General features: G+C 64.7%; 18 protein-coding genes and 1 pseudogene. 10 read left to right on the top strand and 9 right to left on the bottom strand.

What is annotated here, in order from left to right:
- Window positions 1-28: 28 nt before the first annotated feature.
- Window positions 29-1,369 (bottom strand): MFS transporter, encoded by a 1,341-nt coding sequence (locus V8Z74_RS18440; RefSeq protein WP_349710557.1) that lies wholly within the window; start codon window positions 1,367-1,369, stop codon window positions 29-31.
- Window positions 1,370-1,764: 395 nt separating this feature from the next.
- On the opposite strand from V8Z74_RS18440, the gene cyoA reads away from it, so the two are divergent.
- The 8 genes and pseudogenes from cyoA to V8Z74_RS18400 all read left to right on the top strand — a co-directional run bounded on the left by cyoA (window position 1,765) and on the right by V8Z74_RS18400 (window position 9,277).
- A complete protein-coding gene (gene cyoA / locus V8Z74_RS18435; protein ID WP_066480714.1) occupies window positions 1,765-2,811 on the top strand; it encodes a ubiquinol oxidase subunit II in 1,047 nt (348 codons plus the stop codon).
- Between the two features lie 68 nt (window positions 2,812-2,879).
- Window positions 2,880-4,884: pseudogene (gene cyoB / locus V8Z74_RS18430) on the top strand (cytochrome o ubiquinol oxidase subunit I).
- On the top strand, window positions 4,877-5,509 hold the full coding sequence (gene cyoC, locus V8Z74_RS18425) for a cytochrome o ubiquinol oxidase subunit III (protein WP_066480720.1): 633 nt from the start codon (window positions 4,877-4,879) through the stop codon (window positions 5,507-5,509). Before cyoB ends, cyoC begins: the two are co-directional and overlap by 8 nt.
- Window positions 5,510-5,917 (top strand): cytochrome o ubiquinol oxidase subunit IV, encoded by a 408-nt coding sequence (cyoD, locus tag V8Z74_RS18420; protein WP_349710556.1) that lies wholly within the window; start codon window positions 5,510-5,512, stop codon window positions 5,915-5,917.
- Window positions 5,918-5,973: 56 nt separating this feature from the next.
- Entirely contained in the window at window positions 5,974-6,699 is a 726-nt protein-coding gene (locus V8Z74_RS18415) for an SURF1 family protein (protein WP_349710555.1), read from the top strand.
- Between the two features lie 124 nt (window positions 6,700-6,823).
- Window positions 6,824-8,218: an ATP-binding protein gene (locus tag V8Z74_RS18410; protein ID WP_349710553.1), complete on the top strand. Its 1,395-nt coding sequence runs from the start codon at window positions 6,824-6,826 to the stop codon at window positions 8,216-8,218.
- Between the two features lie 35 nt (window positions 8,219-8,253).
- Entirely contained in the window at window positions 8,254-8,805 is a 552-nt protein-coding gene (locus V8Z74_RS18405) for a response regulator transcription factor (protein ID WP_066480725.1), read from the top strand.
- 37 nt (window positions 8,806-8,842) lie between these two features.
- Window positions 8,843-9,277: a polymerase gene (locus V8Z74_RS18400; protein WP_349710552.1), complete on the top strand. Its 435-nt coding sequence runs from the start codon at window positions 8,843-8,845 to the stop codon at window positions 9,275-9,277.
- A gap of 82 nt (window positions 9,278-9,359) precedes the next feature.
- Here the strand turns inward: V8Z74_RS18400 and clpA are convergent, their stop codons facing one another.
- The 3 genes from clpA to dnaE form a co-directional block, all read right to left on the bottom strand.
- Window positions 9,360-11,678: an ATP-dependent Clp protease ATP-binding subunit ClpA gene (gene clpA / locus V8Z74_RS18395; RefSeq protein WP_066480727.1), complete on the bottom strand. Its 2,319-nt coding sequence runs from the start codon at window positions 11,676-11,678 to the stop codon at window positions 9,360-9,362.
- A gap of 62 nt (window positions 11,679-11,740) precedes the next feature.
- Window positions 11,741-12,109, bottom strand: a complete 369-nt coding sequence (clpS, locus tag V8Z74_RS18390) for an ATP-dependent Clp protease adapter ClpS (RefSeq protein WP_066480729.1) — start codon at window positions 12,107-12,109, stop codon at window positions 11,741-11,743.
- A gap of 244 nt (window positions 12,110-12,353) precedes the next feature.
- Complete coding sequence (dnaE, locus tag V8Z74_RS18385) at window positions 12,354-15,887, bottom strand: DNA polymerase III subunit alpha (RefSeq protein WP_349710551.1); 3,534 nt, start codon at window positions 15,885-15,887, stop codon at window positions 12,354-12,356.
- Window positions 15,888-16,063: 176 nt separating this feature from the next.
- Here dnaE and V8Z74_RS18380 point away from each other — a divergent pair, with 176 nt between their 5' ends.
- A complete protein-coding gene (locus V8Z74_RS18380; protein ID WP_066480733.1) occupies window positions 16,064-16,885 on the top strand; it encodes an outer membrane protein assembly factor BamD in 822 nt (273 codons plus the stop codon).
- Window positions 16,886-16,957: 72 nt separating this feature from the next.
- Here V8Z74_RS18380 and yoaA read toward each other — a convergent pair whose 3' ends face one another.
- A complete protein-coding gene (gene yoaA, locus V8Z74_RS18375; RefSeq protein WP_349710549.1) occupies window positions 16,958-19,033 on the bottom strand; it encodes a DNA repair helicase YoaA in 2,076 nt (691 codons plus the stop codon).
- Window positions 19,034-19,200: 167 nt separating this feature from the next.
- Here yoaA and V8Z74_RS18370 point away from each other — a divergent pair, with 167 nt between their 5' ends.
- A complete protein-coding gene (locus V8Z74_RS18370; RefSeq protein ID WP_349710548.1) occupies window positions 19,201-19,974 on the top strand; it encodes a PP2C family protein-serine/threonine phosphatase in 774 nt (257 codons plus the stop codon).
- A gap of 152 nt (window positions 19,975-20,126) precedes the next feature.
- Here V8Z74_RS18370 and V8Z74_RS18365 read toward each other — a convergent pair whose 3' ends face one another.
- The 4 genes from V8Z74_RS18365 to odhB form a co-directional block, all read right to left on the bottom strand.
- Window positions 20,127-20,882, bottom strand: coding sequence for a hypothetical protein (locus V8Z74_RS18365; RefSeq protein ID WP_349710546.1), 756 nt, complete (start codon window positions 20,880-20,882; stop codon window positions 20,127-20,129).
- Window positions 20,883-21,019: 137 nt separating this feature from the next.
- Window positions 21,020-22,117 (bottom strand): cell division protein ZapE, encoded by a 1,098-nt coding sequence (zapE, locus tag V8Z74_RS18360; protein WP_349710545.1) that lies wholly within the window; start codon window positions 22,115-22,117, stop codon window positions 21,020-21,022.
- Window positions 22,118-22,293: 176 nt separating this feature from the next.
- Complete coding sequence (lpdA, locus tag V8Z74_RS18355) at window positions 22,294-23,721, bottom strand: dihydrolipoyl dehydrogenase (protein ID WP_066480742.1); 1,428 nt, start codon at window positions 23,719-23,721, stop codon at window positions 22,294-22,296.
- 89 nt (window positions 23,722-23,810) lie between these two features.
- The gene (gene odhB / locus V8Z74_RS18350; RefSeq protein WP_066480744.1) at window positions 23,811-25,055 is read right to left on the bottom strand and encodes a 2-oxoglutarate dehydrogenase complex dihydrolipoyllysine-residue succinyltransferase; all 1,245 of its coding nucleotides are present in this window, start codon (window positions 25,053-25,055) and stop codon (window positions 23,811-23,813) included.
- Window positions 25,056-25,202 lie beyond the last annotated feature (147 nt).

Genomic DNA, 25,202 nt, shown 5'->3' with positions numbered 1-25,202 from the left:
GGCTTTTTTCTTCAGGCAAGGTGCCCTCTCACTGGTCGCGCGCCTCCACCGCGCGGTTGATGCCCAGGGCCGCCAGCGTGCACAGCGCGCCGGACAGCAGGTAGGCACCCAGGGCCACGAGGCCGAAGCGTGCGGAAACCCCCAGGGCGACCAGCGGGGCGAATGCCGCACCGATGAGCCAGGCCATGTCGGCGGACAGCGCGGCGCCCGTGTAGCGGTAATGCGAGGAAAAGTTGGACGTCACCGTGCCCGAGGACTGACCATAGGACAGGCCGAGCAGAATGAAGCCCACGATGATGAACACATTGTTCCCGGCCGTGCCGCTACCCAGCAGCCAGGGCGCGAGGAAGCTGAAGATGCCGATCAGGCAGGCCATGGTGCCCAGCGTGTTGCGACGCCCCACGCGGTCGGCCAGCCAGCCGGACACCACAATGGCAATGGCCGCGCAGAACGCGCCGATGATCTGGACGATCAGCACTTCCGTCACGGCCTGATCGGAGAACATCGAAATCCAAGACAGCGGGAACACCGTCACCAGATGGAACAGCGCAAAGCTGGCCAGTGCGGCAAATGCGCCCAGCATCACGTTGCGGCCCTCGTCGCGCATCAGGCTGGTCACGCTGATGGGCTCGAGTTCGCGCTCCTGCAGCATCTCCGTATAGGACTGGCCGACCACCAGACGCAGGCGCGCGAACAGCGCCACGACGTTGATCGCAAACGCCACGCAGAACGGATAGCGCCAGCCCCAGGTCAGGAATTCGTCGGCCGTCAGATTGCCGTACAGATAGGCAAACAGGCTGGCCGCGATCACGAAGCCCAGCGGCGCACCCAACTGGCCGATCATGGAATACCAGCCGCGGCGGTTCTTCGGTGCCGACATGGCCAGCAGCGACGGCAGCCCGTCCCAGGAGCCGCCGAGCGCAAGGCCCTGGCCTATGCGCAAAATGGCCATGGCCACGATGGCATTGACGCCCACACTCTGATAGGTGGGCAAGAAGGCCATGCCCACGGTGCAGCTGCCCAGCAGGAACAGGGCCAAAGTCAGCTTGGTCGCCCGCCCCCAGTGGCGCTGCACGGCCATGGAAATCGCCGTGCCGATGGGGCGCGCGATGAAGGCCAGCGCAAAGATGGCGAATGCGGCCAGCGTGCCGTCGAGCTTGGACAGGAAGGGGAACAGCACGGACGGGAACACCAGCACGCAGGCAATGCCGAACACGAAAAAGTCGAAGTATTCGGACGAACGGCCGATGATCACCCCCACGGCGATTTCGCCGGGGGTCGCTTCTTCATGCGTATCTGCCAGGGCCAGGGTTTCGGAATTCACATAGTCTTGGGGAGTAAGACCAACGGACGGATTGAGGCTACTCATATGAACGCAACTCCTTGTCTTACTTGCTGTCTCTCGACACCTACAGGTTTCTGTGTCTGCCACTTTCTCAGCTGACGCCATCCGTTCTACGCGCAAGACATGAAGCCTGCAATAGCGGTTTCACCCTGAACACTGTCAGCGGCTGCCCCCCGGCGCACGACTTTTGAAGAACGACGGCCCGCCCAGGGATGGCAAGGGTCGACAACAGATGGAAACAGGTCGCGGCACGGAGGAGAGCATGGCGGCGGGGCATGGGGATTGCCCCGGGAAATGTCAACCCATACCCTTTGACCTTGGACAAAATGTCCAATCGACAAATGCAAACTTCGTATTACATTTGACCAGATCCAGTAATCCGCGTTTACACCTAAACGCGCCTTCGTCACGCCTATAGCATGTTAAAACTCAAGGAAACCCGTGGGCCTGCGTGGCTCATCGCGGCAGCTTTGGCAGCCAGTCTCGCTGGTTGCAGCAAAGCCGTCGTGCTCAATCCTGCTGGCGACATTGCCGCCCAGCAAGGCCAGTTGGTGATCACAGCCACGCTGCTGATGCTCATCATCATCATTCCAGTGATCTTCCTGACGCTGCTGTTCGCCTGGAAATACCGCCAGTCGAACACCGAAGCGCACTACGACCCCGAGTGGCACCACTCGACGGCACTGGAACTGGTGATCTGGACGGTTCCCCTGCTGATCATCATCGCCCTGGGCGCGCTGACCTGGATCAGCACCCACAAGCTCGACCCCTATCGCCCCCTGGACCGCATCTCCGCCAGCAAGGCGCTGACGGCCGATGTCAAGCCCCTGGAAGTGGAAGTCGTGGCCATGGACTGGAAATGGCTGTTCTTCTACCCCGAGCAGGGCATCGCCACGGTGAACGAACTCGCAGCCCCGGTGGATCGCCCCATCCGCTTCAAGCTGACCTCGACCAACACCATGAATGCGTTCTACGTGCCTGACCTGGCCGGCATGATCTATGCGATGCCCGGCATGCAGACCGAGCTGAACGCCGTCATCAACAAGCCCGGCGTCTACAACGGCCTGGCTTCGCACTACAGCGGCGCGGGCTTTGCGGGCATGACCTTCAAGTTCCACGGCGTGAGCAACGAAGAGTTTGCGCAGTGGGTTGCCAAGGCCAAGACCGATGGCAAGCCCCTGACGCGCGATGCTTATCTGGCACTGGCCAAGCCCAGCGAACGCAACCCCGTGGAGCGTTTCTCTGCCGTGGATGAAGGCCTGTACAACAAGATCCTCAACCGCTGCGTCGAGGACGGCAAGATGTGCATGCACCACATGATGGCCATCGATGCCGCTGGCGGCGAAGCCTATCTGAAGAGTGCCGGACTGAACCTGCCGCAGGACGTGTGCACGGTGCGCAATGCCGACCGTGTGGTGGCCCTGCTGGACCAGCGCGCAACCCCAGGAGCTGTCGCACAGCAATAAGCAATCAACGGCTGCGGACTGCTGCTTAGGCTGCGCCCTCCGCGCCATGAAGACACAAGAGACCGAACATGTCTGAAACAAACTCCCCGGCCCACTGGCTGCTGGGCCGCATCACCTGGGACCAGATTCCCATGGCGCATGAGCCCATCGTGCTGTGGACCTTTATCGCCGTGGTGCTCGGCGGCCTCGTCGTGCTGGCCGCGATCACCAAATTCCGCCTCTGGGGCCCGCTCTGGAAGGACTGGATCTGCTCGATCGACCACAAGAAGATCGGCATCATGTACATGATCCTCGGCCTGGTGATGCTGCTGCGCGGCTTTGCCGACGCGGTGATGATGCGCCTGCAGCAATCCATGGCCTTCGGCGAGAACATGGGCTACCTGCCCCCGCACCACTACGACCAGATCTTCACCGCCCACGGCGTGATCATGATCTTCTTCGTGGCCATGCCTTTCGTGACCGGCCTGATGAACTATCTGGTGCCGCTGCAGATCGGCGCACGCGACGTGTCCTTCCCGTTCCTGAACAATTTCAGCTTCTGGATGACGGCCGGCGGCGCCGTGCTGGTGATGCTGTCCCTGTTCCTGGGCGAATTCTCCACTTCCGGCTGGCTGGCCCTGTCCAACCTGGGCCACCAGAATCCGGGCGTGGGTCTTGACTACTACATATGGGGCCTGCAGGTCGCAGGCGTCGGCACGACGCTATCGGGCATCAACCTGATCGTGACCATCATCAAGATGCGCGCGCCCGGCATGAACCTGATGAAGATGCCCGTCTTCGTCTGGACTTCGCTGTGCACCAACGCGCTGATCGTCGCCTCCTTCCCCATGCTGACCGCAGCCCTGGTGCTGATGTCGCTGGACCGCTATATCGGCACGAACTTCTTCACGAACGACCTGGGCGGCAACCCCATGCTGTACGTGAACCTGATCTGGATCTGGGGCCACCCCGAGGTCTACATCCTGGTGCTGCCCGCCTTCGGCGTGTTCTCCGAAGTCGTGGCCACCTTCAGCCGCAAGCGCCTGTTCGGCTACACCTCCATGGTGTATGCGACGGTGTGTATCACCATCCTGTCCTACCTGGTGTGGCTGCACCACTTCTTCACCATGGGCTCCGGCGCCAGCGTGAACACCTTCTTCGGCATCACGACGATGATCATCTCGATCCCGACGGGCGCCAAGATCTTCAACTGGCTTTTCACCATGTACCGTGGCCGCATCCGCTTCTCGGTGCCCATGCTGTGGACCGTGGGCTTCATGTGCACGTTCGCCATCGGCGGCATGACCGGCGTGCTGCTGGCCGTGCCTCCCGCAGACTTCGTGCTGCACAACTCGCTGTTCCTGATCGCCCACTTCCACAACGTGATCATCGGCGGCGTGGTGTTTGCCGTGTTCGCGGCCATCAACTACTGGTTCCCCAAGGCCTTCGGCTTCCGCCTGGTCGAGTTCTGGGGCAAGGCATCGTTCTGGTTCTGGCTGGTCGGCTTCTGGGTCGCCTTCACGCCCCTGTACATCCTGGGCCTGATGGGCGTGACGCGCCGTGCCAACCACTTCGAGGACCCCTCGCTGCAGATCTACTTCATCGTGGCCGCCTTCGGTGCCGCGCTGATCGCACTGGGCATTGCCTGCTTCTTCATCCAGCTGGCCGTTTCCATCATGAAGCGCGACGAGCTGCGCGACGAGACCGGCGACCCCTGGGGCGGCCGTACGCTGGAGTGGGCCACTTCCTCGCCTCCCCCCCCAGTACAACTTCGCCTTCACCCCCGTGGTGCACGAGATCGACGCCTGGGCCGACATGAAAAAGCATGGCTACCAGCGCAGGCTGGCAGGCTTCGAGCCCATCCACATGCCTGCCAACACCGGCGCCGGCATCGTGATCGCCGGCCTGTCCACCGTGTTCGGCTTTGCGATGATCTGGCACATGTGGCCTCTGGCCGCGGCCTCGTTCGCCGCCACCGTGCTGGCCTCGATCATCCATACGTTCAACTACAAGCGTGACTTCTACATCCCCGCAGCCGAAGTGGCCGCCACGGAAGAAGCCCGCACCAAGCAGCTTGCAGCAGCCCATGTCTAATACGCATATCAACGCAGGCGGCGCGGCCGCCCTGGCTCCGCGCGAGTACCACCTCGCCCATGAGCCGCATCCGGAAAACGGCACCTCGCTGGGCTTCTGGCTCTACCTGATGAGCGACTGCCTGATCTTTGCCGCCCTGTTCGCCACCTACGGCGTGCTGGGCCGCAACTATGCGGCAGGCCCCAACGGCAAGGAGCTGTTCGACCTGAGCCTGGTGGCCGTCAACACGGCCTTCCTGCTGCTGTCGTCGATCACCTTCGGCTTTGCCATGCTGCAAAAGCAGCAGAAGAACGTGAAGGGCACGCTGACCTGGCTGGCCATCACCGGCCTGTTCGGCCTGGCCTTCCTGGCCGTGGAACTCTATGAGTTCCACCACCTGATCCACGAAGGCGCCGGCCCCACGCGCAGCGCCTTCCTGTCTTCCTTCTTCACGCTGGTGGGCACGCACGGCCTGCACGTGACCTTCGGCCTGATCTGGCTGGTCACGCTGATGATCCAGATCAGCAAGCACGGCCTGATCGAAGCCAATGTGCGCCGCATCAACTGCCTGTCCATGTTCTGGCACTTCCTGGACGTGGTCTGGATCGGCGTGTTCACCTTTGTGTACCTGATGGGGGTGCTGTAAATGAGCGCACACGATATTCACGCCGACCATGACGTCCACCACGATCATGACGATCTGCATGTTTCCAAGGGCGACTATGTCAAGGGCTTCATCCTGGCCGTGATCCTGACCGCCATCCCCTTCTGGCTGGTGATGGGCAACGTGATCCAGGACCGGCCCACCGCCGTGGCCGTGCTGGGCCTGTTCGCCGTGGTGCAGATCGTGGTCCACATGGTCTACTTTCTGCACATGAACGGCAAGATCCAGGGCGGCTGGACCATGCTGTCCACCATCTTCACCGTGGTCTTCGTGGCCATCGGCATCGCGGGCACGCTGTGGGTCATGTACCACATGAACACCAACATGATGCCCGAGCATGTGATGCCCGCGGCCCCCGCCGCATCGTCGCCTGCCACCGTCACACCTTGACCGGGACAGCCAAAGACCGGAGCGCCGCCCGCCGGCGCTCCCCCCTCGCCAAGGCGATGCTCATTTGCGTGGGCATCGCCTTGTTTTTGGGCTTCACGGCCCTGGGTACCTGGCAGGTGCAGCGCCGCGCCTGGAAACTGGACCTGATCGCGCGCGTAGAGCAGCGCGTGCACGCGGCTCCCGTGGCCGTGCCAACTCCGGACCAGTGGCCACGGATCGACGCGGCCGGCTACGAATACCTGCCGGTCAAGGCGCAGGGCGTATGGCTGGAAAAACAGAGTGTGCTGACCAAGGCACTGACCGAGGACGGCGCCGGTTTCTGGCTCCTCACCCCGCTGCAGCAGGCCGACGGCACGCAGATCCTCGTCAATCGCGGCTTCACGCCCGAGAAAATGCGCGCCGAATGGCTCAAGCAGATTGCCGAAGCCAGCCCTTCGGCAGTGCCTGTCACGGTGATCGGCCTGATGCGCATGAGCGAGCCCGGCGGCGGTTTTCTGCGCCACAACGATGCCGCCACGCAGCAGTGGTTCTCGCGCGATGTGGCAGCCATTGCCCGAAGCCAGGGCCTGGCCCATGCGGCGCCCTATTTCATCGACCAGGGCCTGCCTGCCGGCAATCCTGCCTACGGCGAGGCCAGGCCCGCCGCCGAACAGGCGGGCATACTGCGTTCGGGCATGACGGTGATCCAGTTCCACAACAGCCACCTGGTCTATGCGCTGACCTGGTACGGCCTTGCCGCCATGGTGCTGGTGGCAGCCTGGTTCGTACGGCGCACTCCCTGAGCTACGGGGCTTGCCCTCCTTCTTCGGGAGGGCGCCGACGCCTTCGCTGCGGAACGGCGAGCTGCCCAGGCCCTTGCCTGGTGTCCCACGCGAAAGAGGCGATGCATGGGGCAGTGAGGAACTCATGCCGATCCCGAAACGGGGACTGTGCTGGCATCTACACCAGAACGCCAAGGCTTCCGGCCCGCAGGCTGCCTTCTCCTCGTGGAAAATGGCCGCCGTGAACAAAACTTCCGATTCCCTGTTCCGGGTCGAGCGCCTGACCGAGCGCCAGAACATGCAGCTGCTGATCCAGCTGCGCTGGATCGCCGTCGTGGGGCAGGTGGTCACCATCTCCCTGGTGCACTACGGCCTGGGCATTGCCCTTCCCCTTCTGCCCATGGCGCTGGTCCTCGTGGCCCTGGTGGCCACCAATCTCGCCTATATCTACTGGAGCCAGGGGCCGCGCACCGTCAATGCCAGCAGCCTGGCCTATGCGCTGCTGGCCGACGTGCTGGCGCTGACCATCCAGCTGTACCTGAGCGGCGGCGCCAGCAACCCTTTCATCTACCTGTATCTGCTGCAGGCCATCCTGGGTGCCGTGCTGCTGCAGCCCTTTTACGCCTGGTGCGTGGCTGCTGCAACGGCCATTGGTGCACTGGGCCTGGGCTTTCTGCACCAGCCCCTGCAGGTGTCGTTCGAGAGCGCCGAGGGGCTGTCGCGGCTTTACGTGATCGGCGTGCTCATCAGCCTGCTTCTGACCAGCACCCTGACCATCGTGTTTCTCACCCGCATCGTAGGCAACCTGCGCCGGCGCGATGCACGCATTGCCGACATGCGCCAGCGCGCCAGCGAGGAGGAGCACATCGTGCGCATGGGTCTGCTGGCCACCGGCGCCGCGCACGAGCTGGGCACGCCGCTGGCCACCATGTCGGTGATCCTGGGCGACTGGCAGCATATGCCGGCGCTGATGCAGGACCGGGACCTGCAGGAAGACCTGCAGGAGATGCAGCAGCAGCTGCTGCGCTGCAAGTCCATCGTCTCCGGTGTGCTGCTGTCGGCAGGCGAAGCCCGAGCCGAAAGCACGGAAAGCACCACGTTCCAGACTTTCATCCGCGACGTGGTCAGCCACTGGCAGATGCACCACCATGTGGACCATTTCGCACTGCGCGACCGGGGCGTGACGGACTTCGCCATGCTCTCGGATACCGCGCTGCAGCAAATGCTTTGCAATTTGCTGGACAATGCGCTGGAAGCATCTCCCGGCTGGGTGGAGCTGTCCATCGCCTCCGACGACCGCCAGGTGCTGCTGCAGGTGCAGGATCGCGGCCCCGGCTTCGATGTTGCCGTGCTGCAGCAGCTGGGCCAGCGCCACGTATCGACCAAGCAGGAGCGCCCGGGCCGCGGCCTCGGGATGTTCCTGGTCATGAACGTGGTGCGTGCACTGGGCGGCAGCGTCCAAGCGCTGAACCTGCCCTCCCATGCGGGCGGCGGTGCCCAGGTGCAGGTATGCATTCCTCGCTCGGCCATCGCCATCTGAGGACAGCCTGTCAACGCATTTTCTTTTCGCATCGCATGGAAGAACGCCAACGATTACTGCTGCTTGTGGAAGACGATGCGGCCTTTGCCCGCACGCTGCGGCGCTCCTTCGAGCGGCGCGGCTACCGCGTGCTGCACGCCGTCAGCGCCGAGGAAGTGCAGGAGCTGCTGGCCGACTACGGCCCCGCCCAGGGCCCGCAATACGCGGTCATGGACCTGAAGCTGGCCGGCAATGCCTCGGGCCTGAACTGCGTGCAGATGCTGCATCAGCACAATCCCGAAGCGCTCATCGTCGTGCTCACCGGCTATGCCAGCATTGCCACGGCCGTGGAAGCCGTCAAGCTGGGCGCCTGCCACTACCTGGCCAAGCCATCGAACACCGACGACATCGAGGCCGCGTTCAGCCGCGTGGAAGGCCGCACGGACGTGGAGGTGAGCCGCCAGACCACCTCGATCAAGACCCTGGAGTGGGAACATATCCACGAAACCCTGGCCGAGACCGATTTCAATATCTCCGAGGCCGCGCGGCGTCTGGGCATGCACCGCAGGACATTGGCGCGCAAGCTGGAAAAGCGGCAGATCAAGTAGCCAGCCCACTCGGCCCGCTCGTCTTGCAAAATATTCCATGCCCTCCGTCCAGGACAAGCACCCTCGCCCCGCAGCGCCGCTCCTGAGCAAGACCGGTCTGGTCATTTTGATCCTGTCCTATGTCATCGCCTTACCATGGCTGCTCTGGGGCGAGGCCGTGGACCTCGCCCCATTCCTGTGCGCCCTGCTGTTTGGCTGCTGCCTCATCGGCCCGTCATCGCGCGCCTTCGGGCGCTCGTCCCCTGCCGCCAGGATTGCCATCGCCTTGCTGCTGGCACTGCTCATCGCTGGCGTGGCCTTTGCCATAACAGGCGGCCACGCCGGTGCTGCTTTGCGCCATCTGCGCACTCAGCCCATCTGGCTGGCCAACCACATCTTCTTTCTGGCCTTCGCGGCCTTGCCCTTGAGCAAGGGCATTGTAGTGGGCCTGATGAATCTCGTCGCACGCGCAGTCCGTCCCAAAGCACCATAGCGTTCGCAGACAAGCAACCGGCCACCAACAAAAAAGCCGACAGTATCGAAACTGTCGGCTTTTTTGTTTTCAACGCCGCTGCTTATTCGGCAACTGCGGGTTCGGCCTTGGGCGTGTCCTTGGGCAGCTCGGTAATGACGAGCTTGACCTCGCCCTTGCCCTCGGCCGCAGCTTCGTCCCAATCGACCTCCAGGCGGCCGCCATTGACCAGCCGGCCGAACAGCAGCTCGTCGGCCAGCGAGCGGCGGATGGTGTCCTGGATCAGGCGCTGCATGGGGCGGGCGCCCATGAGCGGATCGAAGCCCTTCTTGGCCAGGTGCTTGCGCAGGCCGTCGGTGAAGGTGACTTCCACCTTCTTCTCGGCCAGTTGCTGCTCCAGCTGCAGCAGGAACTTGTCCACCACGCGCAGAATGATCTGCTCGTCCAGCGGCTTGAAGCTCACGATCGCGTCCAGGCGGTTGCGGAACTCCGGCGTGAACAGGCGCTTGATGTCGGCCATCTCGTCGCCGGCTTCACGCGGATTCATGAAGCCGATGGTGGCCTTGTTCATGGTCTCAGCGCCCGCATTCGTGGTCATGATGATGATCACGTTGCGGAAGTCGGCCTTGCGCCCGTTGTTGTCGGTCAGGGTGCCATGGTCCATGACCTGCAGCAGCACGTTGAAGATGTCCGGATGCGCCTTCTCGATTTCGTCGAGCAGCAGCACCGAATGCGGCTTCTTCGTGATGGCCTCGGTCAGCAGGCCGCCCTGATCGAATCCGACATAGCCCGGGGGCGCGCCGATCAGGCGGCTGACCGCATGGCGCTCCATGTACTCGGACATGTCGAAGCGGATCAGGTCGATGCCCAGGATGTAGGCCAGCTGCTTGGCAGCCTCGGTCTTGCCCACGCCCGTGGGGCCGCTGAACAGGAAGGAGCCGATCGGCTTGTCCACCTTGCCCAGGCCCGAGCGCGACATCTTGACGGCCCCTGCCAGCACTTCCAGCGCCTTGTCCTGGCCGAAGACCACGCTCTTGAGGTCACGCTCCAGCGTCTGCAGCTTGCTGCGGTCGTCGTTGGACACATTGGCAGGCGGAATGCGCGCAATCTTTGCCACGATGGCCTCGATTTCGGCCTTGCCGATGGTCTCCTTGCGCTGCTCGGTCGGCACGATGCGCTGCGCGGCACCGGCCTCGTCGATCACGTCGATGGCCTTGTCGGGCAGATGGCGGTCGTTGATGTACTTGGCCGACAGTTCGGCGGCCGCCTGCAGGGCTTCCGCAGCGTACTTGACGCTGTGGTGCTCCTCGAAGCGCGACTTCAGGCCCTTGAGGATGTCGATGGTCTCCGGCACCGTGGGCTCCACCACATCCACCTTCTGGAAGCGGCGGGACAGCGCTGCGTCCTTCTCGAAGATGCCGCGGTATTCCGTGAACGTGGTCGCACCGATGCAGCGCAGCTGGCCGCTGGACAGCGCGGGCTTGAGCAGGTTGGAGGCATCCAGCGTGCCGCCCGAGGCCGCGCCGGCGCCGATCAGGGTGTGGATCTCGTCGATGAACAGGATGGCCTGGGGCTTGTCCTTGAGCGACTTGAGCACGCCCTTCAAGCGCTGCTCGAAATCGCCGCGGTACTTGGTGCCCGCCAGCAACGCGCCCATGTCCAGCGAATAGACCACGGCCTCCTTGAGCACCTCGGGCACCGTGCCTTCGGTGATGCGCCAGGCCAGGCCTTCGGCAATCGCCGTCTTGCCCACGCCGGCCTCGCCCACCAGCAGCGGGTTGTTCTTGCGGCGGCGGCACAGGATCTGGATGGTGCGCTCGACCTCGTAGTCGCGCCCGATCAGCGGATCGATCTTGCCGTCCTTGGCCGCCTGGTTGAGATTGAGCGTGAACTGCTCCAGCGGCGAGGCCTTCTCGTTGCGCTCGCCGCCGGCACCCTCTTCCGCATCCGAAGGCGCTTCGGACTTGGCAGGCTCGGGCGGCTCGCCCTTCTTGATGCCGTGGGCGATGTAGTTGACCACGTCCAGGCGCGTCACGCCCTGCTGGTGCAGGTAGTACACGGCATGGGAGTCCTTTTCGCCGAAGATGGCCACGAGCACGTTGGCGCCCGTCACCTCCTTCTTGCCATTGCCCGTGGACTGCACGTGCATGATGGCGCGCTGGATCACCCGCTGGAAGCCCAGCGTGGGTTGGGTATCGACCTCGTCGGTTCCGTCGACCTGGGGCGTGTTGTCCTTGATGAAGTTGGACAGCGACGAGCGCAGGTCATCAATATTGGCAGAGCAGGCACGCAGCACCTCTGCCGCGCTGGGATTGTCCAGCAGCGCCAACAGCAAATGCTCCACGGTGATGAATTCGTGGCGCTGTTGACGCGCCTCGACGAACGCCATGTGCAAGCTGACTTCCAGTTCTTGAGCGATCATTTGCGACTCCTTTACGCTTGCTTGGAATGATTGACTGAACCTTAATTGAGGTCGTCCGGCAGTTATTCAACAGGCTCGGATGTGGCCTGCAGCGGATGGCCTGCCTTCTGGGCTGCCTGGAGCACCTGCTCGACCTTGGTGGCCGCCACGTCGCGGGAATACACGCCGCAGACGCCGCGGCCGTTCAGATGGATCTTGAGCATGATCTGGGTGGCCGTCTCGCGGTCCTTGCCGAAGAATTCCTGCAATACCACGATCACAAACTCCATGGGCGTGAAGTCGTCGTTGAGGATCACGACCTGGTACATGCGCGGCGGCTCGGTACGCTGCCTGCGGCGTTCCAGCACCAAGGCTCCGCCTTCATCGGGCGTGTTCTTGACCGAAGGCGATACGGGCGGGACGGATGGAGGTTGGGTTGCCATGAAATCCATTCTAGCGAGCCAAGACGCTGTTTTTGCGCTGGCATATGCATAGCATTGTTAGGGATTTCAAGGCCTCGCTTGCAGGCACGGGGCATTCAATGGTTTTTTGTACACAAACCCAGGCCCCACTTGCGTCAGCTGCTACATTTTTTACCATGATGGACAACGCAGGCCGGACCCAGTACCTCTGGATACAAAAAGGCATGCGCCGCGATGCGCGTCTTGAGGCGAAACAGGGCTACCGCCCCGCGCCTCATTCGTAAACCACCTTGACCTGGGCAGAGCCGGCCTGGGCATACCAGGCAGCCAGGGCCGCATCGCTGGGATAGAAGCGGCTGCCTTCGCCCAGCGCCAGCTCGCAGGCGGCCGAGCCGCGCTCGTCGCTGCAGACCAGGCCCAGGCGCACCTTGAGCCCGTGCGTGAGCGCACCGTGCTCGGTCTCCTCCACCCGCGCCGGAAACTGGCGCAGCAGGCCGGGCACGTCCGGCATCTGCTCGCCCACGTCGACCTGCAGATAGCGCGCGAAGCGGCAGCGCGCATCGGCCAGGCTCCACATCTGCTGCACCTTCATGCGCAGCCCGCCGCTGAAGTGGTCGGGCTGCAACTTGCCGGTGACCACCACGAACTCGTCGTCCTTGAGCAGGTCCTTGCAGGCATTGAGCACCTTCTCGTCTGCCGAAGCCTCGATCACGCCCGACTTGTCGTCGATCTTGAAGATGGCCAGGCGGCCGCGCTGGCCGTTGATGGTGCGGAACTCGCTGATGATGCCGGCCATGGTCTGGGGCTCGCGGCTGTCGCGCATTTCGGCGATCGGCGTGCGCACGAAGCGGCGCACTTCCGCCTCCACCTCGTCGAACAGGTGGCCCGTGAGGTAAAAGCCCACGGCCGTCTTTTCCTGGGTCAGCCGCTCCTTCACGCCCCAGGGCAGCGCTTCGGTCAGAGGCGGCTCGGCCGTGCTGGAGCCCAGCGCATCGTCGCCCATCATGTCGAACAGGCCGCCCTGGTTGGCATTGGCGATCGAGGTGTTGGCGAATTCGAAGGCCGTGTCGATGGACGCCACCAGCGAGGCGCGGTTCATGTCCAGGGAATCAAAGGCGCCGGCCTTGATCAGCGCCTCCAGCGTGCGCTTGTTCAGGCGGCTGCGGTCCACGCGCAGGCAGAAGTCGAACAGGCTCTTGAACGGCCCCTTCTCGCCGCCATGGGGGCCCGTGCCCTCGCCGTTGCGGGCCGCCACGATGGCCTCGATGGCCGCCTGGCCCGTGCCCTTGATCGCACCCAGGCCGTAGCGGATGACCTTGTCGGTCACGGGCTCGAAACGGTAGACCCCGCGGTTCACGTCCGGCAGCTCGAAGCTCATGCCCATCCGCAGCGCGTCCTCGTAGAGCACGCGCAGCTTGTCGGTGTTGTCCATTTCCACGGTCATGTTGCCGCAGTAGAACTCGGCCGTGTAGTGCACCTTGAGCCAGGCCGTGTGGTAGGCCAGCAGCGAATAGGCGGCCGCGTGCGACTTGTTGAAGCCGTAGCCCGCGAACTTCTCCATCAGGTCGAACACTTCGTCGGCCTTGGCCTCGTCGATGCCGTTCTTGGCCGCCCCCTCGCGGAAGATTCCGCGGTGCATGACCATTTCCTCGACCTTCTTCTTGCCCATGGCGCGGCGCAGCAGGTCGGCGCCGCCGAGCGAGTAGCCGCCCAGCACCTGGGCCGTCTGCATCACCTGCTCCTGGTAGACCATGATGCCGTAGGTCTCTGCCAGCACCTTCTCCACCAGGGGATGCGGGTACTCGACCACCTCGCGCCCGTGCTTGCGCTCGATGAAGCTGGGAATCAGGTCCATGGGGCCCGGGCGGTACAGGGCGTTCAGGGCGATCAGGTCCTCCAGGCGCGAAGGCTTGGCCTCCTTGAGCATCTGCTGCATGCCGCGCGATTCGAACTGGAACACGGCCTCGGTCTTGCCGTCGGAGAACAGCTTGTAGGTCGCGTAGTCGTCCAGCGGAATGTTCTCGAACGCGAAATTCTCCTGGCCCTTGTGGCGCTTCATGATGAATTCGCGCGCGATCTCCAGGATGGTCAGCGTGGCCAGGCCCAGAAAGTCGAACTTCACCAGGCCCACGGCCTCCACGTCGTCCTTGTCGTACATGGCCACCGCCGAGTCGCTGCCCGGCTGCTGGTACAGCGGGCAGAAGTCGGCCAGCCTGCCAGGGGCGATCACCACGCCGCCCGCGTGCATGCCGATGTTGCGCGTCATGCCTTCGAGCTTCTGCGCCATCTCGATGACGGTCTTGACGTCCTCTTCCTTCTCGATGCGCTCGGCCAGCAGCGGCTCGGCCTCGATGGCATAGGTGTACTTGTCGCCTTCCTTCTTCGGGTTCGGCGGGTACTTGAGCGTGACGTGCAGGCCCGGCTTGTTGGGAATGAGCTTGGAGATGCTGTCGCAGAAGGTATAGCTCATGTCCATGACGCGGCCCACGTCGCGGATGGCGGCGCGTGCGGCCATGGTGCCGAAGGTGGCGATCTGGCTCACGGCATCGCGGCCATAGCGCTCCTTCACGTAATCGATCACGCGGTCGCGGTTGGCCTGGCAGAAGTCCACGTCGAAGTCGGGCATTGACACGCGCTCGGGGTTCAGGAAACGTTCGAACAGCAGGTTGTATTCGAGCGGGTCCAGGTCCGTGATCTTGAGCACATAGGCCACCAGCGAGCCGGCGCCCGAGCCGCGGCCCGGCCCGACGGGGCAGCCGTTTTGCTTGGCCCACTTGATGAAGTCGCCCACGATGAGGAAGTAGCCCGGGAAACCCATCTTCAAAATGGTGTTCAGCTCGAACTCCAGGCGCTCCACGTAGCGCGGCCGCTCGGCTTCCCGCCTGGCCGGGTCCGGGTACAGATGGCGCAGGCGCTCGTCCAGGCCCTCATAGGACTCCTGGCGGAAGAACTCCTCCTCCGTCATGCCCTCGGGCACGGGAAACCTGGGCAGTTGCGGCTTGCCCAGCACCAGGGTCAGACTGCAGCGGCGCGCGATCTCCACGGTGTTCGCAATCGCGCTGGGAATGTCGGCGAACAGCTCCTGCATCTGCTGCGCCGTCTTGAAGTACTGCTCGCGCGTGAAGCGGCGCACGCGCTTGGCATTGCCCAGGATCTCGCCTTCGGCAATGCAGACGCGCGCCTCATGGGCCTCGTAGTCGTCGGGCCCGAAGAACTGGATGGGATGCGTGGCCACCACCGGCAGGTTGAGCCGGTGGGCCAGCCTCACGCAGGCGGCGACATGCGCCTCGTCGTCCGCACGGCCCGCGCGCTGCAGCTCCAGGAAGAAGCGGTGGGGAAACATGCTGGCCATGCGCTGCGCGATGGCTGCGGCGCCGGCCTCGTCGCCGCGCATTAGCGCCTGGCCCACGGGGCCGGCCTGGGCGCCCGAAAGCACGATCAGGCCCTCGCCCAGTTCCTGCAGCCATTCCCATTTGTGCTGAGCTTGGTCGCGCACCACGCCGCGCGTCCAGCCGCGCGCCAGCAGTTCGGAGAGGTTGCGGTAGCCGAGCGTGTTCTGGACCAGCACGATGATGCGCGAAGCCGGCGCACCGTTTTCGCCTTCCATGACGATCTCGGCGCCCAGCACGGGCTTGACGCCCTTGGCCCGCCCTTCCTTGTAGAACTTGATGCCGCCGAACAGGCTGTTGAAGTCGGTGATGGCCATTGCCACCTGCCCGTCTTCTGCAGCCGCCTTGACCACGGCATTGATGCGGTTGGTTCCGTCAACGACGGAAAATTCTGTGTGCAGGCGCAAATGGACAAACATGGGCGCTATTGTAGAAAGCCTGCCTCACCCCTGGAGCCTGCGGGACGAAGTCGGCAGGCTGCGGCGGCAGCCCATTACAATGCCCTGATTCCTTTTCAGGGGTGCCGCGGGCGCGGCGCCGCGGTGCGCACCTTGGGCGCCGTGCGGCATGGCCGCCCTGCACGCCCCTACAGCCAATGATTGCTAGAAAACTGTCCATCATGCCGCGTCGTATTTCACTGACCCTTGTCCCCGCCGTGTTGGTTGCCAGCGTGCTGGCCGGCTGCTCTAGCACCAAGGACGATCCCACGGCCAAGTGGACACCCGATCGCATCTACACCGAGGCGCGCGACGAGTCCTCCTCCGGCGCCTACGACAAGGCGGTGCCGCTGTTCGAGAAGCTCGAGGGCCGCGCGGCCGGCACGCCGCTGGCCCAGCAGGCCCAGCTCGAGAAGGCCTATGCCCAGTACAAGGGCGGCGAAAAAGTGCAGGCCCTGGCCACGCTGGACCGTTTCATCAAGCTGCATCCGGCCAGCCCGGCCATGGACTACGCGCTGTACCTCAAGGGTCTGGTCAATTTCAACGACAACCTGGGCATGTTCGCCTGGCTGTCGCGCCAGGACCTGTCCGAGCGCGACCAGAAGGCCGCCAAGGATTCGTTCGAGTCCTTCCGCCAGGTGGTCACGCGCTTTCCCGACTCCAAGTACGCCGAGGATTCGCGCCTGCGCATGCAGTACATCGTGAACTCCCTGGCCAAGTACGAAGTGCACGTGGCGCGCTACTACTACGACCGCGGCGCCTATGTGGCCGCCATTGCGCGCTCGCAGACCGCCATCAAGGAATACCAGGGCGTGCCCGCGATCCGCGATGCCATGGTGATTCTGATCAAGTCCTATGACGCCCTGAACATGACCCAGCTGCGTGACGATGCCCAGCGCGTCATGGAGAGCACCTACGGCAAGGACAGCGAGCTCACGCTGAGCTCGGACAAGAAAGACTCCTGGTGGAAGCTTTGGTAATCCGCCTCTGAGGCACTTCGCACCCCTTCTCTTCGGGAGAGGGGGCATCTTCGATGGAAGCCCTTTTCGGCCTTACAGGCCGCGAGTTGCCGCCAGGGCCTCCAGCGCATTGTGGAATTCTGCCTTGCTGGCGAGCAACCGCATGGGCGGCAGCGCCGCCATCAGCTCGGCGCCATAGCCCATGGTCTGCAGGCGCGGATCGCAGACCACCAGCACGCCGCGGTCGGTTTCGCTGCGGATCAGGCGGCCCGCCCCCTGCTTGAGCGCCATGGCCGCCTCGGGCAGCATGTAATCGTGGAAGGCGTGCCGCCCCACGCTTTCCAGCCTGCGCGCGCGCGCCTCCACCAGCGGGTCGTCGGGCGGCGGAAACGGCAGCTTGTCGATCACCACCAGCTGCAGCACATCGCCGGGCAGATCCACTCCCTCCCAGAACGTGGCCGAAGCCACGAGAATGCAGCCGCGGCCGGCACCGGCGTCCTTGCCATGCGGCGCCATCGCTCCGGCAGCCATGAAGCGCTCCATCAGCGCCAGCTTAGGTGCCTGGCCCTGCATCAGCACTTCCAGGTTGCTGAACAGGCCCAGGGACTGGCGCAACTGCTCGCCGATCAGGTTCAGGGCCTTGAGCGTGGTGGTGAGCACCAGCGTGCGCCCGCCGATGCGCTCGGCCGCCTCGCGCACCAGCTGGGCCACCTGCAGGCCATGGGCCGGCGAGCCGGGCGCCGCAAACGGCTGCGGCACATACAGCGCCGCATGGTTCGCATAGTCGAAAGGGCTGTCCACGCGCAGCACATGCGCGCCGCGCAGGCCGCAGGGCTCGGTGAACCAGCTCAGCTGCGCGTCGCTGCCCAGCGTGGCCGAGGTGAAGATCCAAGCCGCCCGTCCGGCCTCGCCGGCGTCGCCCTCCTCCGGGGCAGCCCCGGCTTCCAGGCTGCGGCCCAGCAGACGCTCGCGCATGATGCGGGAGATGTTCAGGGGCGAGGCCAGCATGCGCAGGTGCTGTGATCCCACTTCCAGCCAGCGCACGCTGTCCTCTTCGGCGCTGGCCGCAAAGGCCGCCAGCCGGGACAGCAGCACGGCGCCACGCTCGTGCACGCGCTGCAGTTCGGCGGCCATGGCCTCCATGGCGGCCAGGGGCGCCAGCAGCGCGCGCAGGCTCTGCCCCAGGCGCACCAGTGCCGCACGCCAGCGCTGCGCATCCAGCCCCTGGGGCGTCACGCCCTGCCAGGCCAGGCGCGAGCCGGCCGCCGTGCCGGCAACCTGCAGGCGCAACTCCCGCACGGCCTGCTCCACGGAGGCGCACAGCACCAGCCAGTCGGCCATTCCGCGTGCATGGGCCTGCGTGGTACGCAGCACATCGCGGGCATAGCCTATGAGCTGCTGGCTGGTCAGTGCCTCGCCCGCGAATTGCACCCCGGTGTCGTTGAGCTGGTGCGCCTCGTCGATGACCACCACGCCGGTGCTGGGCAGCAGTTGCGCCACGCCCGATTCGCGCACATCCAGGTCCGCGAACAGCAGGTGGTGGTTGATCACCACCACATCGGCCTCCAGCGCCTGCCGGCGGGCCCGGTTCACATGGCAGTCCTGCCAGTGCGGGCAGTCCGAGCCCAGGCAGTTGTCCTTGGTGGAGGTGACCAGCGGCACCACGGGGGAGCGCTCGTCCAGCGCGGGCAGTTCGGCCAGATCGCCCGTGTGCGTGGTGCGCGCCCAGCGTTCCACCGCCGCCACGCCGCGCAGCACCTGGGGGTCCTGCGGCGCCGTGCGCCCCTGGCGGGCCTGATCGAGCCGCTCCAGGCACAGGTAGGCGCTGCGCCCCTTGAGCCGCGCCATGCACAGCGGCAGGCCCAACCCATGGACCAAGCGCGGCAGGTCGCGCGCAAAGAGCTGATCCTGCAGGGCCCGCGTGGCCGTGGAGACCAGCACGCGCTGGCCGCTGAGCAGGGCCGGCACGAGATAGGCGTAGGTCTTGCCGACACCGGTACCGGCCTCGACCACAAGCACGCGGCGCGCCTCTATGGCCTGGGCCACGGCCTCGGCCATGGCGATCTGGCCGGCGCGCGGCCGGTAGGCCGGCTCGGCCCGGGAAAGCACTCCGCCCGGCGCAAAGGCCTCGCTCACGGCGCGGGCCAGGGAGTTTGTCTGGGAATCCAAATCCTTGTCACTTTCTGCATGGCCCGGCAGCGCCAGCCCGCCGCCGCATCCCCTGCCGCCTTCACGTCCCACCAGGGTTTTGCGCGGCTTGGCCGCAAGGCCGGGCAGCGCGGCCGATAATACGCAGCTTCGCCACCGGCAGGCGCCTTCGCGCCTTCATTGCCCACATGTCTTCCAGCTACCGCATCCAGGCCGCCACCGGCATCCACCGCGGCGACAGGGAATACCAGCAGGACCAGGTCCTGCTCATGCCGCATCCGCATGTGCAGGGTTGCGTGCTGGGCGTGGTGGCCGACGGCATGGGCGGGCGCAGCGGCGGGCGAAAGGCCTCCGACCAGGTCATGCTCACGGCGCGGCAGCTGTTCGAGCACTTCGATCCCGCCACGGAGAGCGGCGAGCAATTGCTGCGCAGCATTGTGCACGATGCCCACACGATGATCCGGCTCACGGCCATTTCGACCGAGCAGGAACCTCACAGCACGTTGGCAGCCTTTGTGGTGCTGCCCAGCGGGCGCTGCCACTGCCTGCATTCCGGCGATTCGCGCCTGTACCACTACCACGGCCAGCAACTGATTTTCCGCAGCAAGGACCACTCCTATGTGCAGGCGCTGGTGGACCGCGGAACCCTGACCGAGGAACAGGCCCACCACCATCCGCAGTCCAACATCCTGCTGGGCTGCCTGGGCACGCAGGAGCCGCCCACGCTGACCCATCACCTGATCGAGCGGCTGCAGCCCGGGGACGCGCTGATGGCCTGCACCGATGGCATCTGGCACTACTTCAGCACGCAGGAGCTGGGCACGGTGCTGGCCGGCCTGGCGCCCCGCGAAGCCACAGCCTTTCTGATTGACAAGGCGCGCGCCCGCGCCGCGGGCGGCGGCGACAATCTGTCGCTGGCCGTGCTCAAGTTTGCGGCCTTGCCCGAGGCCTCTTCGGCCTGACCGGGCCGAACGCCCTGCGTCACTCCTGAAACAATAGCTTGCTGCGCTTGCCGGTTCATGATTCCAGGCTTTTATTCATTTGAAATCATTGCCTGTATTGCGCAAACAGCTGCTTTTCAAGGAGCAGCGCTGGTACGGCCCCAGGGATGCTTTCAGGGCGCAGGCGGCGGCAGCGGCGCAGCCGTCTGGCCTTTTTCCTTGAGCGCCTGCTGGGCCTTGGCCTTGTGCTCGGCTGCGGCCTTGAGCTTGGCTTCGTAGTCTGCGCGCGCCTTAGGCTCGCGCTGCGCCGCTTCGGCCTGGCGCCGCTGCTGTTCGGCCTGGTGGCGCTGCACATAGTCGGCCTGTTTGGCCGCGCGCTGCTGGGCCTCCTGCGCACGCTGCTGCTGCATGGCCTGCTCGTCCACGGGCGGCTTGGGACCCTTGCCCGAAGGCGCGGGGGCGGCGCCCGGTGTAGCGACGCCCGGCGCCTTGTCGCGCTGCTGGCCCTTCATCGGCGAAGCTGCCTTGTTGGCCTTTTTCTCCTCGATCTGCTGCAGGCGCTCGGCCGCGCGTTCACGGCGCTCGGCCTCGTTCATCTCGAGTTCGCGCGCGCGCAGCGGTGCATCCTTGTCACGCGCCTCGCGCCGGGCCTCCAGCAGGCAGTCTTCCACGGCGAACTTCTTGTAGCAAAGCGCTTCGGCCGCCATCTGCTGGCTTTCGATGACGGCGCGTTTCCGGGCGATTTCCGCACGCTCGGCCTCGCGCTGCGCCTTGACCTGCGCGCGCTGCTGGTCGCGCTGCGCCCGCTGCGCGGCGGTGGCCGGCTCGGCGGCCCGTGCCGCAGGCTGGTGGGCCGCCATGGCCAGCAGCACCGAAAGGGAAAGCGCCAGCTGCAACGGCCTGGCGTGTAGGAACTTGAGTTTCAGCATGTGGGGCAGGGCTTGCGCAAGCCATGGTCCGGCCGCAGCGGCCTTCCCGGAACGGGCCTGCGCAAGTCGTGGTTGGATCCGGCGGATCGATGGACAGGCTGCCATCTTACGGCCTGCCGCAATCCACCCCGCAAAGTTCAGGTCAAGCTGGTATCGACGGTGCGGCGCTCCAGCTGCAGGTATTCCTTGGAGCGCATCTCGTTGAGGCGCGAGACCGTGCGCGGAAACTCGTGGGCCAGCGGGCCCTCGGTATAGATCTGCTCGGGCGGCACGGCGGCGGACATGATGAGCTTGACATGGCGGTCGTACAGCACGTCCACCAGCAGCGTGAAGCGCCGCGCGGCCGAGGCCATGTTCACATGCAGCTGCGGTACGTCCGACAGCAAGATGGTGTGGAACTGCGTGGCGATTTCCAGATAGTCGTTCTGGGAGCGCGGACCCGCGCACAGCTCGCGGAAATCGAACCAGACCACGCCGCCGGCGCGGCGCCTGGCGGCGATCCTGCGCGTCTCGATCTGCACCACGGGCTCTTCGTCATGGGCCTCGGCCAGACGGTTGAAGGTGTCCTGCATGGCGGCATCGGCCTCGGGCCCCAGCGGGCAGTGGTAGAGCTTGGCATCCTCGAGCGTGCGGCGGCGGTAGTCCGTGCCGTTGTCCACGTTCACGACTTCCATGCGCTCGTTGAGCAGCGCGATCGCGGGCAGGATGCGGTCGCGGTGCAGGCCGCCCGGATACAGGTCGTCGGGCCGGAAGTTGGACGTGGTCACAAAGCCCACGCCGTTGGCGAACAGCGATTCGAGCAGCCTGTACAGGATCATCGCGTCGGTGATGTCCGCCACATGGAATTCGTCGAAGCAGATGAGCTTGTACTTCTTGGCGATCTTGGCGCCCAGTGCATCGAGCGGATTCTGCGTGCCCTGCATCAGGTGCATCTCGCGGTGCACCTCGCGCATGAATTCGTGAAAGTGCAGCCGCACCTTGCGCTTGATCGGCACGGCGTTGAAGAAGCACTCCATCAGAAAGCTCTTGCCGCGCCCCACGCCGCCGTACATGTAGACGCCCTTGGGCAGGTCGGGATGGTTGATCAGCTTCTTGAGCGCATTGGAGCGGCGCTGCTTGTAGGCCGCCCAGTCGTCGGCGCAACGCTGCAGAGCCTCCACGGCGCGCAGCTGCGCGGGGTCGCTGTGAAAGCCTTTGGCTGCCAGTTCTGCCTCATAGGCCTGTTTTACGTTCACTCTCCGTCTCCATTCCCATCCAGACGCTCAAAAAACAATAGCTGCTAACGCTTGCCTATCAAGCACTAGCAGCCATTTCCACTCCAAACCCGAACCACTTCAGCCTGCGCACCGGCGCTTCATTGCCATGTCATTGCCTGTGCGCAAGCCGGGTCGTCCGGGCAGAGCCCACGCTCTTAGAAATTGAGCGTGCGCTTGTCCACGGCCAGGGCCGCTTCCTTGGTGGATTCGGACAGCGAGGGGTGTGCGTGGCAGATGCGGGCGATGTCTTCGCTCGATGCCTTGAACTCCATGGCCACCACGGCTTCGGAAATCAGCTCGGACACCATCGGGCCCACCATGTGCACGCCCAGGATCTCGTCGGTCTCGGCATCGGCCAGGAACTTGACCATGCCGGTCGTGTCGCCCAGCGCGCGCGCGCGGCCGTTGGCCAGGAACGGGAAGCTGCCGGCCTTGTACTTGACGCCCTGCTCCTTGAGTTGCTGCTCGGTACGGCCCACCCAGGCGATTTCAGGGCTGGTGTAGATCACCCAGGGAATGGTGCCGAAGTTCACATGGCCGTGCTGGCCGGCGATACGCTCGGCCACGGCAACGGCCTCCTCCTCGGCCTTGTGCGCGAGCATGGGGCCGCGCACCACGTCACCCACGGCCCACACGCCGGGCAGATTGGTCTTGCACAGGTCGTCGACCACGATGCAGCCGCGCTCGTCGAGCTGCAGGCCCACGGCTTCGGCGTTCAGGCCATTGGTGTTGGGGACGCGGCCGATGGAGACGATCAGCTTGTCCACGTCCAGCGTCTGGGCTTCGCCCTTGGCGTTGGTGTAGGCCACGGACACGCCCTTCTTGCCGACCTTGACTTCGCCGACCTTCACGCCCAGCTCGATCTTCAGGCCCTGCTTGTCGAAGGCCTTCTTGGCTTCCTTGGCGATCTGCTCGTCCACGGCGGGCAGGAACTTGTCCATGCCTTCGAGCACGGTCACTTCCGTGCCCAGACGGCGCCAGACCGAACCCATTTCCAGGCCGATCACGCCCGAGCCGATCAGGCCCAGCTTCTTGGGCGTCTTGCCCAGGCGCAGCGCACCGTCGTTGGACAGCACGTTTTCCTCGTCGAAGGGCACGCCGGGCAGCGCGCGGGCATTGGAGCCTGTGGCCACCACGATCTGCTTGCCGGTGATGGTTTCCTCTTCCTTGCCGGCCACCTTGATCTCGTAGCCGCCTTCAACCGCCTTCACGAACGAGCCGCGGCCGTGGAAGAAGGTGACCTTGTTCTTCTTGAACAGGTACAGGATGCCGTCGTTGTTCTGCTTCACGATGGCATCCTTGCGGGCGATCATCTTGGCTACGTCCATCTCGACCTTGCCGGTGGAGATGCCGTGGTCGGCAAAATGCAGGTTGGCATGCTCGAAGTGCTCGGACGACTGCAGCAGCGCCTTGGAGGGGATGCAGCCCACGTTGGTGCATGTACCGCCGGGCGCGGCGCCGCCGGCAGCGTTCTTCCACTCGTCGATACAGGCGACGTTGAAGCCCAGCTGGGCCGCGCGGATGGCCGCGATGTAGCCGCCGGGGCCGGCGCCGATCACGATGACGTCAAATTGCTTGCTCATGGCTCAAATCTCTTGTGTTTGGTGCTTGAAAAAACCCACCGCTGGGCGCCTGGCCTGGGTGGGTTTTCGTGCGAGGGACCCGTGGCGGATTACAGGTCGAACAGCAGGCGCGAAGGATCTTCCAGCGCGTCCTTCATGGCCACCAGGCTCAGCACGGCTTCGCGGCCGTCGATGATGCGGTGGTCATAGGACATGGCCAGGTAGTTCATCGGACGGATCACGATCTGGCCGTTCTCGACCACGGCGCGGTCCTTGGTGGCGTGCACGCCCAGGATGGCCGACTGGGGCGGGTTGATGATGGGGGTGGACATCATCGAACCGAAGGTGCCGCCGTTGGAGATGGAGAAGGTACCGCCGGTCATCTCTTCGATGCCCAGCTTGCCTTCCTTGGCCTTCTGGCCGAACTCGGCAATCTTCTTCTCGATGTCGGCAAAGCTCATCTGGTCGGCGTTGCGCAGGATGGGCACCACCAGGCCGCGCGGCGAGCTCACGGCGATGCCGATGTCGAAGTAGCCGTGGTAGACGATGTCGTTGCCGTCGATGGAGGCATTCACCGCGGGGAACTTCTTCAGCGCATGCACCGCGGCCTTGACGAAGAAGGACATGAAGCCCAGCTTCACGCCGTGCTCCTTGACGAACTGGTCCTGGAACTTCTTGCGCATTTCCATCACGGGAGCCATGTTCACTTCGTTGAACGTGGTCAGGATGGCGTTGGTGGCTTGCGACTGCAGCAGGCGCTCGGCGATGCGGGCGCGCAGGCGGGTCATGGGCACGCGCTGCTCGGGACGCTCGCCCAGGTCTTCCTTGGCGGCCGGTGCGGCGACCTGGGGCAGGGCCTTGGTGGGCACGCCGGTGGGGATGGCAGCGCCACCCTTGATGGCAGCCAGGGCATCGCCCTTGGTCACGCGACCATCCTTGCCGGTGCCGGCCACATTGGCGGCGGACAGGTTGTTGTCGGCCAGGATCTTGGCGGCGGCAGGCATGGCCACGCCGCTCTTGTCGGCGCTGGCGGGAGCGGCAGCGGCGGGCGCTGCGGCAGGAGCCGATGCTGCAGCCGCGGGAGCAGCGGCGGGTGCGGCGGCGCCGGCCACGGCTTCGGTGTCGATCTTGGCGATCACCTGCTCGGCCGTCACGGTGGCGCCGTCGCCCTGCAGGATTTCGGTGATCACGCCAGCCGAGGGAGCGGGCACTTCGAGCACGACCTTGTCGGTTTCGATCTCGATGAGGATTTCATCGACGGCCACGGCCTCGCCCACCTTCTTCTTCCAGGTAAGCATGGTGGCTTCCGTGATGGACTCGGACAGCTGGGGAACTTTGACTTCTACGATAGCCATTTTGAATTCTTTCCAAAAGTGTGACGACTTACGCAATCAGGTTCTAGCAAGGCATCTGCCCATGGGCAAGACGGCGATATGCATGCTGGTTTGCGTAAGTCCTAGTGTTTTGTCTGTGAGGTAACCGCGTATGTGAGTGGGTTTACA

Source organism: Comamonas sp. w2-DMI (assembly GCF_040187735.1).
Taxonomy (GTDB): Bacteria; Pseudomonadota; Gammaproteobacteria; order Burkholderiales; family Burkholderiaceae_C; genus Comamonas; species Comamonas terrae.
This window is presented reverse-complemented; position numbering and strand designations above follow the sequence as displayed.